The sequence below is a fragment of the Shewanella sp. POL2 genome (genome assembly GCF_000282755.1).
Taxonomy (GTDB): Bacteria; Pseudomonadota; Gammaproteobacteria; order Enterobacterales; family Shewanellaceae; genus Shewanella; species Shewanella xiamenensis.
This window is the reverse complement of record NZ_AKZL01000128.1, coordinates 1-9,874: the sequence shown is the minus strand read 5'-3', so window position 1 is coordinate 9,874 and position 9,874 is coordinate 1. Positions and strand designations below refer to the sequence as shown.

10 protein-coding genes are annotated in these 9,874 nt (G+C 48.6%); 8 read left to right on the top strand and 2 right to left on the bottom strand.

The window, feature by feature from the left end; translation table 11 throughout:
• The coding region (locus tag SHEWPOL2_RS20665; RefSeq protein ID WP_037431244.1) for a sensor histidine kinase at positions 1 to 1,016 on the top strand (1,016 nt) is incomplete at its 5' end.
• Positions 1,016 to 1,612 (top strand): response regulator transcription factor, encoded by a 597-nt coding sequence (locus SHEWPOL2_RS20660; protein ID WP_037413708.1) that lies wholly within the window; start codon positions 1,016 to 1,018, stop codon positions 1,610 to 1,612. The genes SHEWPOL2_RS20665 and SHEWPOL2_RS20660, both read left to right, overlap by 1 nt.
• 5 nt (positions 1,613 to 1,617) lie before the next feature.
• Here SHEWPOL2_RS20660 and SHEWPOL2_RS20655 read toward each other — a convergent pair whose 3' ends face one another.
• A complete protein-coding gene (locus SHEWPOL2_RS20655; protein ID WP_037431242.1) occupies positions 1,618 to 2,736 on the bottom strand; it encodes a DUF1963 domain-containing protein in 1,119 nt (372 codons plus the stop codon).
• Positions 2,737 to 2,951: 215 nt separating this feature from the next.
• Between SHEWPOL2_RS20655 and SHEWPOL2_RS20650 the strand changes: the two genes are divergently transcribed.
• From SHEWPOL2_RS20650 to SHEWPOL2_RS20640, 3 genes are all read left to right on the top strand, one after another.
• The gene (locus SHEWPOL2_RS20650; RefSeq protein WP_037431239.1) at positions 2,952 to 4,478 is read left to right on the top strand and encodes a YifB family Mg chelatase-like AAA ATPase; all 1,527 of its coding nucleotides are present in this window, start codon (positions 2,952 to 2,954) and stop codon (positions 4,476 to 4,478) included.
• A gap of 100 nt (positions 4,479 to 4,578) precedes the next feature.
• Positions 4,579 to 5,481, top strand: a complete 903-nt coding sequence (locus SHEWPOL2_RS20645; protein WP_037413712.1) for an acyltransferase — start codon at positions 4,579 to 4,581, stop codon at positions 5,479 to 5,481.
• A 7-nt stretch (positions 5,482 to 5,488) separates the two neighbouring features.
• The gene (locus tag SHEWPOL2_RS20640; protein ID WP_037431237.1) at positions 5,489 to 6,430 is read left to right on the top strand and encodes an acyltransferase; all 942 of its coding nucleotides are present in this window, start codon (positions 5,489 to 5,491) and stop codon (positions 6,428 to 6,430) included.
• 68 nt (positions 6,431 to 6,498) lie between these two features.
• Here the strand turns inward: SHEWPOL2_RS20640 and SHEWPOL2_RS20635 are convergent, their stop codons facing one another.
• Positions 6,499 to 6,963 (bottom strand): DUF523 domain-containing protein, encoded by a 465-nt coding sequence (locus tag SHEWPOL2_RS20635; protein ID WP_037431234.1) that lies wholly within the window; start codon positions 6,961 to 6,963, stop codon positions 6,499 to 6,501.
• 347 nt (positions 6,964 to 7,310) lie between these two features.
• On the opposite strand from SHEWPOL2_RS20635, the gene SHEWPOL2_RS20630 reads away from it, so the two are divergent.
• From SHEWPOL2_RS20630 to SHEWPOL2_RS20620, 3 genes are all read left to right on the top strand, one after another.
• Positions 7,311 to 8,099 (top strand): GntR family transcriptional regulator, encoded by a 789-nt coding sequence (locus tag SHEWPOL2_RS20630; protein ID WP_037431231.1) that lies wholly within the window; start codon positions 7,311 to 7,313, stop codon positions 8,097 to 8,099.
• Positions 8,100 to 8,163: 64 nt separating this feature from the next.
• Entirely contained in the window at positions 8,164 to 9,042 is an 879-nt protein-coding gene (prpB, locus tag SHEWPOL2_RS20625) for a methylisocitrate lyase (protein ID WP_037431229.1), read from the top strand.
• A gap of 233 nt (positions 9,043 to 9,275) precedes the next feature.
• Positions 9,276 to 9,874 (top strand): citrate/2-methylcitrate synthase (locus tag SHEWPOL2_RS20620; RefSeq protein WP_037431227.1); only part of this gene is annotated, 599 nt, incomplete at its 3' end.

Sequence of the window (9,874 nt, the reverse complement as noted above, 5' to 3'; positions counted from 1 at the left end):
TTTATCTGATACCGCTGTTTATTACGCCTTATCCTAGCTGGCAAATTATCTTAATTTTAGCCGTGCTGGTTCCCTTTATTTACTGCTATTTTGGGACCTATCGCAGTAATTTCCGCAGCGCCCATCGGCCTATTATCGGCATGTTAGTACTTGCTATAGCCATTACCCCTATTAATCCCGGGTCCATCTCACTCTTTACCTTTGCCAGTTTCTTTATTGGTTTCTTTTATTCCTTTAGAGTTAGCTTGTTATGCTGGCTCGGGATACTAGTTACACTGTTCTTGCTCAACTACGTTAGTCAATTCAATAGCTACTATTTTCCAATGTACGGCTCAGCCTTAGTATTAGGGGTTGGTATGCTCGGTAAAGCAGAGCGAAGACGTTACCAGCATAGATTGAAGGAGCGACAAAGCGCCAAAGAGATCAGCACCTTAGCCACTATGGTTGAACGGGAGCGTATCGCCAGAGACTTGCACGATATTATGGGGCACAGTTTGTCATCGATTGCGCTAAAGGCTGAATTGGCCGAAAAACTACTGGCGAAACAAGAATATCAACTTGCAACGACTCAACTACAAGAGCTAGGACAAATTGCGCGGGAAAGCTTGAGCCAAATAAGGCATACCGTCTCAGACTATAAACACAAAGGCTTAGCAAGTTGCATCACCCAGCTATGTCATTCACTCAGGGACAAAGGCATCTACGTTGAGTTAATTGGTGAATTACCAAAACTGCCCGCCAGAACAGAAAGCCAACTTGTGCTGATTTTAACTGAACTCGTGAATAATATTTTGCGCCACAGCAACGCGAGCCAATGCAGCATTCAATTTAGTGAGCAGGCAAATACCCTTAATGTCGAGGTTAAAGATAATGCCTTAGCAAGACCTTTTGTCGAAGGAAATGGGCTCACAGGTATCCGTGAACGTCTCGATAGCCTCGGAGGTCATTTCAGTTATAATCTTGAGCAGGGATATGCCTTTAGCGTTACTTTACCTTTGCAGGGAGCAACAGATTAATGAAGATTCTATTGGCAGAAGATCAAGCCATGGTGCGCGGCGCACTAGCGGCACTGCTAACCCTTGCTGGCGGTTTTACCATTACTCAAGCCAGCGATGGCGACGAAGCGTTAACCCTTCTCAAACAACAGCATTTTGACCTGTTACTGACGGATATTGAAATGCCGGGACGAACTGGTTTGGAACTAGCCGCTTGGCTAAAGGAGCAACATAGCCAAACCAAAGTGGTGGTGATCACAACTTTTGGCCGCGCGGGTTACATTAAACGCGCTATCGAAGCGGGTGTCGGTGGATTTTTACTAAAAGATGCGCCCTCAGAAACCCTCGTCAGTTCAATTCAACAAGTGATGGCAGGTAAACGCGTCATCGATCCTGAGCTGGCAATGATGGCAATTGGCGATGTCGACCCCCTCAATGATAAAGAGCGCCGCGCCCTTCGGTTTGCCAGCGAAGGCAAATCCACCGCCGAAATTGCCGAGATGCTGTTTATTGCCGAAGGCACGGTACGTAACTATTTATCCGAGGCCATTGCCAAACTCAATGCGAGTAACCGAATCGATGCCGCCCGCATCGCCAAGCAAAAAGGTTGGTTATAGCTCTGCTAGTTGTCATAAATGCAGTAAATGCGATCGAATTTTCCTAAGGCTAAATCATCCCTATGGATAATAAAATTCAACTGCATAGAGTGCTCACTATAGACGGCTTTGAACAGCACCAGATAATCTTCGGCATTACCGCCTAACTCTGCCGCAGCGTGGAGTTCGGGGGCTTTATAGCGGCTATCACCATGGCCATTAATGCTAGCGATACCATCGTAATACGGCAGCGGCTGCTCGGGGACGAGCAATGCCTGCAAGTTAGATGACTGCCACTCGGGTAGCGCAGACCATTGTGCTTGAGTGAAAATCTGACCGGGGATTAACCCGTGTTTATTCATTTTGATTAGATCAAAGAAATAGAGCTGATCTTGCCACTCTGGTACCAATTCATCATCCACAACCGCTAGGGCCTCCAGCACCATGGCTTGTTGCGGTTCTGGTAGCGCTTGTAAACGTGCCTTGGCTAACTTTAATAAATGCGGGTTGTCACTATTAATCATGTCAGGGGCTATCATCTTAATGCTGGCAACTCCCTGAAGTTGATAAGCCTCTTCATACTCATAGTTTGCACATACCGCATCGTCGAACTTAAGTTCGGCAATCGCTTTCCCAGAGTTCAGTAGCTGATCTTCAGCGACATAATAAACATGGCCGCGAAGCATTTCCGAGAATCGCCAGCGCTCCAAAAAGAACAACAATCGCCCTTCTCGGGGCAAATAAGATTGAAACGCCTTCAGGTCGCTACAATTGATTTGTGCAATAAATTGCATGGGTACACGGAAGGCCTGCGCCGCCTCGTCCCAGTCCCAATCTTGCGACCACCCATAATGCTCCTCGATATACTCGCGAGTATGGTCGAATTCCTCAGCGTAAGCATCCAGCATCTCCTCCCTTCCGACCAAAGTCACCGGATAATCCATGCCTACAGGTAAATCCGGCAATCCACCCAGTCGGCTGTTACCTAACTGGCTATAGTCTTCGTTTGCACTGGGATAGAGATCGACACTACTGCGAATAAACGCCGAGAGCACGTTGGCAAGATGTGGGTCTTTAAACTGCGCCAGCTTTTGCTCTAGCAGCTGCTGACGAATGGGGGAATTTTCTGCTAATAACATATCCATATTGACCTCACGACTCCAATGTTTGCTTTTTATCATTTCTATCAAATATATGCTATCGATCAGCAGGTCAAATTGCCGATGCTATCACGCTAACGCTAAAGCCTGAGTCAGCAGCTTGCGGCGCAGGCGGGCAGCGATCCTGTGAATTGAAAACCCTTAGGCGAATTACTGCTACACTCAAACTCTGCTCAAAAGATCAACAAAAGGATTTGTTTATGGCGATAGCCTGCGTGCATACCCGAGCCAGTTGTGGGGTTGAAGCACCCGAAGTCACGGTTGAAGTGCATCTCAGTAATGGCCTGCCGGCTTTTAATCTGGTGGGTTTGCCAGAAGCCTCTGTCAAAGAAGCCCGCGAGCGGGTACGCAGCGCCTTGATCAATGCGGGGTTCGAGTTTCCGATGCGGCGAATAACCGTTAATCTCGCGCCTGCGGATTTACCCAAGCAAGGCGGCCGCTACGATTTACCTATCGCCATCGGCATTTTGGCTGCTTCAGAGCAAATCCCCCACACAAGCCTTAAGGATACCGAATTTGTCGGCGAACTTGCCCTCTCAGGGCAAATCCGCCACTGCCAAGGATTGCTACCAGCAATCATTGCGGCTAAACGCCATAATAATCAGTTAATTCTGCCACTCGATAATCGCCACGATGCCGAATTAGTTGGCTATCCTAAGGTCTACTTTGGCTCCCATTTGCAAAGTTTAGCGGCGTTTCTCCATGGACAAGCGCCACTTCCCATGCTGGAGCAGCAGCTTGAGTGGATCGCGGATGAGCCGGCGCAGTCCACGCCTTGCCTTAGCGAGGTGATAGGCCAATACCAAGCTAAACAAGCGCTTGAGATCGCCGCTGCAGGCAACCATAACCTATTAATGCTAGGTCCGCCGGGTACTGGCAAAACCATGCTAGCCAGCCGCATGATGGCGCTATTACCTGCACTCAATTATGAAGAAGCCTTAGAAGTGGCTGCAATTCATTCCGTCGCGGGCATCAATATCAAACCTGAGGACTTTCTTAAGCGACCATTTCGCGCGCCGCACCATACTTGCTCCTCAATTTCCTTAGTCGGAGGTGGCAGTATTCCTAAGCCTGGCGAAATTTCATTAGCCCATCGCGGAGTATTATTTCTGGATGAAGTCGCTGAATTTCCAAGAAAAGTGCTCGACTGTTTGCGTGAACCGATGGAAACAGGTGAAGTGGTGATCTCCCGCGCGGCGGCAAAACTGACCTTTTTAAGCCGCTTTCAATTGATCGCCGCCATGAACCCCAGCCCGAGCGGCGATATCGACGGCCCCAATCGAGCTACACCCGATCAAATCCAGCGCTATCTCGCTAGACTCTCTGGCCCGTTTATAGATAGATTTGATCTCACCATCGAAGTCCCCAAACTCCCCGCAGGTACCCTAACGCAACAGTCGACGCAAGGCGAAACCAGCCATCAAATCGCCAAACGAGTAAAATGCGCCCGCGATATTCAACTCGCCAGAGCGGGCGTGCTTAACAGCGAATTATCAGGTAAACAACTTAAGCAATTTAGTGGTATCAATGAGGCTGACCTAGTTTTTTTAGAACAGAGTGTCGTCAAGTTAGGATTATCCGTGCGCAGCTTTCATCGCATTCAACGGGTTGCCCGCACCATTGCCGACCTTGAGCAGGCCCCCAATACCGAAAGGCGTCACCTCGCCCAAGCCTTAGGATATCGGGCTATGGATAAATTATTGGCCCGTTTATCCCAACAGTATTGAGACTCGAAATATTAACAAATGCCCCGACCAGCCGCCCTAAGATTGAGCCAAACGCCGACACCGAGTAACATAGGCCTCCAATTTTTATCAGGGGGCGCCAATGGGGACGTTGTTTTCACAATTAAAAGGCTGCATAGCTTTCTTAGGCTATGTCGTGAATACGCTGTTTTGGGTTGTACCCATTGTTCTGGGCAGCTTCATTAAACTTATTCCTTTGCCTGTGTTGAGAACGGCGACGAGCTATTTTCTCGACTTTTGCGCCAGCGCTTGGATAAGCGTCAATGGGGTGATTGAACGTGTGCTGCACCCAGTGCAAATTGAGCTGTCGGGCGATAGCCAATTTTCTACCAAAGAATGGTATATGGTGATCGCTAATCATCAGTCTTGGGTGGATATTTTGATCCTGCAGCGTGTATTTAATCGCCGAATCCCGTTTTTGAAATTCTTCCTGAAACAAGAACTGATTTATGTGCCCGTGTTAGGGCTAGCATGGTGGGCATTAGATTTTCCTTTTATGCGCCGCTATAGCACAGCACAACTTAAAAAGAACCCAAAACTCAAGGGCAAAGATATCGAGATCACCCGTAAAGCCTGCGCAAAGTTTAAGACTAAGCCAGTGAGTGTGATGAACTTTGTCGAAGGAACACGCTTTACCAAGGCCAAACATAAAAAACAAAACTCACCGTTCCAACATCTGTTAAAACCTAAAGCGGGCGGCATGGCCTTTGCGCTATCCGCCATGGGAGAACAGATCCACAAGCTAGTCGATGTCACGATTTACTATCCAGATAGCGTTCCAAGCTATTGGGACTACCTGACAGGCAAGCTGCCAAAGGTTAAAGTACACATAACAGTGAAGGATATTTCGCCGGATATGCGTGGCGATTATATGAATGATCGCGAGTTTAAAATTAGCTTCCAAGAACAATTGAATGAACTTTGGCTCGCTAAAGATCAAGTGATCAGCCAATTGGCTGGGCAAGCGGACCAAGAAGTAAGGTAAAACCTCTATGTTGAATTTTCTCCCCGGCCCAGTGCTGTTTATTCTCAGTCTGAGCCTGCTGATCATTAACACCGCCCTTTGGGGAACCTTGGTTTGCCTTGGTGGTTTAGTGAAAATGTTGATGCCAGCTCAAGGCGCACGCAATGCAGTGACCGGACTGATGAATCGTTTTATGTGGGCATGGGCAACCTGCAATGGTGGCATTTTGTATTTGATTGCCAAAATCGAGTGGGATGTTGAAGGACTTGAAGGGCTCAATAAAAACAGCTGGTACTTGCTAATCAGTAACCACCTCAGTGGCTTTGATATCGCCGCGCAGACCTACCTGCTGCGTAACCATATCCCCATGTTGAAATTCTTCCTCAAAAAAGAGCTGATCTATGTCCCCATTATGGGCCTAGGTTGCTGGGCGCTCGACATGCCTTTTATGGACAGAACAAGCCCGGCAAAACTCAAGAAAAATCCGAAACTTAAGGGTAAAGATTTAGCCACCACTCGCCGTGCCTGTGAGAAGTTTAAAAATATGCCCACATCAATTATCAACTACGTTGAGGGCAGCCGCTTTACCGAAGATAAGCGTCAGCGCCAAGATTCGCCTTACCGTCATTTGCTTCGGCCTAAAGCGGGTGGTATTGCCTTTACACTTTCCGCCATGGGTGAGCAATTTACCAACCTACTGGATGTGACGGTAGTGTATCCGGATGCGCCAGACGATGTGTTATTTGGCGTAATGAACGGCAAAGTACGCAAGATTATTGTACGGGTGCGAGCCTTGCCAGTACCGCAGGTCGACGCTACTCGCTACTTTTCAGAATCGGAATATCGGGTCGAGTTTCAGCGTTGGTTAAACCAAGTTTGGGCAGAAAAAGATGATCAAATTGCTGCACTCTTGCAGCAACATCAGCAGCTAACGGATAGTGCCACCAGCACCCACACACAGCTTCACTAATACAGATTAACGAATACAGATTCACTAACGTAAGTGAGTCGATAGCGGGTTAGGCTTACCTAGCCCGCTTATTCGACCTCAAGCTGTGCCAGCCTAATTGCCGCTTCTGCTAATTCCGTTTCATTAAACACACTCATACCTGCCGCTAGCAGAAGTTCGGCCGTCATTCCCCGCCCTGCAATTAAATGCTTACTGAAACTGCCATCATAAATGTGCTGATTACCACAGGAAGGACTACGCGCCTTTAAAATCGCTATCTTAATGCCTTGCTCCTGAGCCAAAACAAGCGCCTTTTGTGCTCCCAACCTAAAAGCCACTGTGACATCTTCACCCTGCGCTGTTAGCACTAGATCGCCGATACGCTCGGCCGCTGGCCTTGGTGTGGGTAATCCGCCCGCGCATTCAGGACAAAACGCCACTATCCGCCCTTCTCGCTGCCATCGCTGCATCCACTCGTCTTGCAGCAGATTATGACCGCCGTCATAACGCACCGCCTGCCCAAGCAAACAACTACTAATGAGGATTTTCTCCATCTTGCCCCCCTAATGCCTAAACCCCAAGAGCCTTAACCCTATGAGTGCCGATCAATACTTCCTCTGCATTGTACTCAATAAGTCGCAATGGGGTAAAAGCTGTGCTTGATCGCACCATCTGATATCACCCAACACCAAATTGTCGACAATTACCAATTGCGCAATAGAGAAGATAAAATTATCAAAATCAAATAAAATACAAAATAACAAATAAATACAACAACTAATAACCAAAACACCAGAAGTATAGACTTACGTCTAAGTAAACATATTGTTGACAATGGGATTTAACGGGACTATTTTTTACACATTGTCGACAATCCAGCAATCAACGAGTGATGCGCAGTATGTTGAAGCAAGAGACCATATTCCCCACAGATGACACCCCAAGTTCAGCGACTCATGCCGCGACGAGCCCAACGAATAAGGTGAAATCCCTCGCCAGCGAAAAATCGTCGACCACCTTAGCCGATCAAATTTTGGTGCAAATACAAACCAGCATCATCAAGGGCGAACTGCCTGCCGGCAGTAAGATCAACGAGCAAGCCCTCGCCGAAAAATACGGCATCAGCCGCGGCCCGACCCGTGAAGCGCTGCAAACCTTAGAAAGACAACGTCTCGTAGTCCGTGCGCCCCATGTGGGTGCCCGTGTCGCTCAACTCACTGTGAGTGAGTTAAACGATTTATATCAATTACGTAGCGTGCTTGAAGGCATGGCCTGTGAACTCGCAGCCAGCCGCATTACCCCCGAACAGCTTGCGAAACTGCAAGACTTACTCGCGGTGCAAGAAACCGCGCTGGCCAATGGCGATACCTATTTCCAAGAGGAAGGTGATGTCGACTTCCACTATCAAATCATTCAAGCCAGCGGCAATAAGCATCTGCAAGAAACCTTAATTGGCGGGCTTTATCATCTGCTGCGGATGTACCGCTATCAGTGCACCAATAAGAACCGCCCAGTAAAAGCCATTGCCGAACACAGACGCATAGTCGAAGCCATCGCCCAGCGTGATGGTGAACTCGCTAGCCTGTTGATGCGTCGCCATATTGAGCAAGGCCGTAAAAATACCGAATTACGCTTGATTGAATTGCAAGCTAACGCCGCCGCGAAAGAAACCTTAGCCAATATCAGCTAAGTCGCAGCCCATAAGCATCGAATACTGATCATTCAGTACTTTTTAATTGGATAAGGACAAGACCATGACCCAAAGCGCAGGATTACGTTTTCGCCAAGCTCTTGCTAACTCAAAACCCTTACAAATCGTTGGCACCACCAATGCGTATTTCGCCTTGATGGCGGAGCAAACCGGTTTCCAAGCCCTGTATCTGTCGGGCGCAGGCGTCGCAAACGCCTCCTACGGTCTACCGGATTTAGGCATGACTTCGATGAATGATGTGCTAATCGATGCCGGTCGTATCACCTCGGCAACTCAACTGCCACTCCTGGTCGATATCGACACCGGTTGGGGCGGCGCCTTCAACATCGCCCGCACCATAAAAGAGTTTGAGAAAATCGGTGTAGCTGCCGTGCACATGGAAGACCAAGTGTCGCAAAAGCGTTGTGGCCACAGACCCAACAAAGCGGTCGTCAGTACCGAGGAAATGGTTGACCGTATCAAGGCCGCCGTCGATGCCCGCACTGATCCTAACTTTGTGATCATGGCGCGTACCGATGCGGTTGCCGTTGAAGGTTTAGAAGCGGGTATCGAACGTGCAAAAGCCTATATCGCCGCGGGTGCCGATATGATTTTCGCCGAAGCCTTAACTGAGCTCGACCAATACCGTCACTTCAAGGCCCAAGTTAACGCACCAATTCTGGCGAACATGACCGAATTTGGCCAAACCCAATTGTTCAACAAAGAAGAACTTGCCGAAGCAGGCGCCGACATGGTGCTTTACCCACTCGGCACTTTCCGCGCCGCTAACCAAGCCGCACTGAAAGTGATGCAAGCGCTGATGAATGATGGTCATCAACGCAATGTCTTAGACACTATGCAGACCCGTACGGATTTGTATAAGTACTTGGGCTACCACGCCTTTGAAGACAAGTTAGATCAATTATTTAGCCAAGATAAGTAAAAGATAAGTACAGACCATGGACGTCAGTAGAAGCTTAGGCTTCGCGTTGTTACTGATACCCAGATGCGAGAGCCGTGACCTCAAATAACGGCTCCTGCATCACCGATATGCTGCAACCCTACATAAGGTCGAAACGAGTATTTCGCCAACATTATGCAGCTTTAACCAAAAAGGTAGACGGCTAATATTGAGCCTGTCTGCAATAACCATAGCGTTAACGGAAGGGAAGAATTATGTCAGACGCAAAAAAATTAAGTGGTGCTGGATTACGTGGCCAGAGCGCGGGTGAGACTGCACTAAGTACTGTAGGTGTATCGGGTAGCGGCCTGACCTACCGCGGTTACGATGTAAAAGATCTGGCCGAAAACGCCACCTTCGAAGAGGTCGCCTACCTGATCCTTTACGGTGAACTGCCCACCACCGTACAACTCGAGGCCTATAAGACCAAACTTAAGGGCATGCGCGGCCTGCCACAGGCATTAAAAGAAGTATTAGAGCGCATTCCTGCCGACGCCCATCCAATGGATGTGATGCGTACCGGTTGTTCTATGTTGGGTAACCTCGAAGCCGAGCACAACTTTAGCGAGCAAAGCCAAATTGCTGACCGTTTACTGGCGGCCTTCCCATCGATCATTTGCTACTGGTATCGCTTTAGCCACGATGGCGTACGCATCGACACCGAAACCACCGATGAGCAAATCGGTGCTCACTTCCTGCACCTGCTGCACGGCAAACCTCCATCGGCGCTGCACGCTAAGGTAATGGACGTTTCGTTAATTCTGTATGCAGAGCATGAGTTTAACGCTTCAACCTTTACCGCCCGTGTGTGTGC

What these genes read in the sequence shown, in the direction of transcription:
- SHEWPOL2_RS20655 (WP_037431242.1), bottom strand. Translation starts at nt 2,736, where the DNA reads ATGGATATGTTATTAGCAGAAAATTCCCCCATTCGTCAGCAGCTGCTA.
- SHEWPOL2_RS20640 (WP_037431237.1), top strand. Translation starts at nt 5,489, where the DNA reads ATGTTGAATTTTCTCCCCGGCCCAGTGCTGTTTATTCTCAGTCTGAGC.
- SHEWPOL2_RS20660 (WP_037413708.1), top strand. Translation starts at nt 1,016, where the DNA reads ATGAAGATTCTATTGGCAGAAGATCAAGCCATGGTGCGCGGCGCACTA.
- SHEWPOL2_RS20650 (WP_037431239.1), top strand. Translation starts at nt 2,952, where the DNA reads ATGGCGATAGCCTGCGTGCATACCCGAGCCAGTTGTGGGGTTGAAGCA.
- SHEWPOL2_RS20645 (WP_037413712.1), top strand. Translation starts at nt 4,579, where the DNA reads ATGGGGACGTTGTTTTCACAATTAAAAGGCTGCATAGCTTTCTTAGGC.
- prpB (WP_037431229.1), top strand. Translation starts at nt 8,164, where the DNA reads ATGACCCAAAGCGCAGGATTACGTTTTCGCCAAGCTCTTGCTAACTCA.
- SHEWPOL2_RS20630 (WP_037431231.1), top strand. Translation starts at nt 7,311, where the DNA reads ATGTTGAAGCAAGAGACCATATTCCCCACAGATGACACCCCAAGTTCA.
- SHEWPOL2_RS20635 (WP_037431234.1), bottom strand. Translation starts at nt 6,963, where the DNA reads ATGGAGAAAATCCTCATTAGTAGTTGTTTGCTTGGGCAGGCGGTGCGT.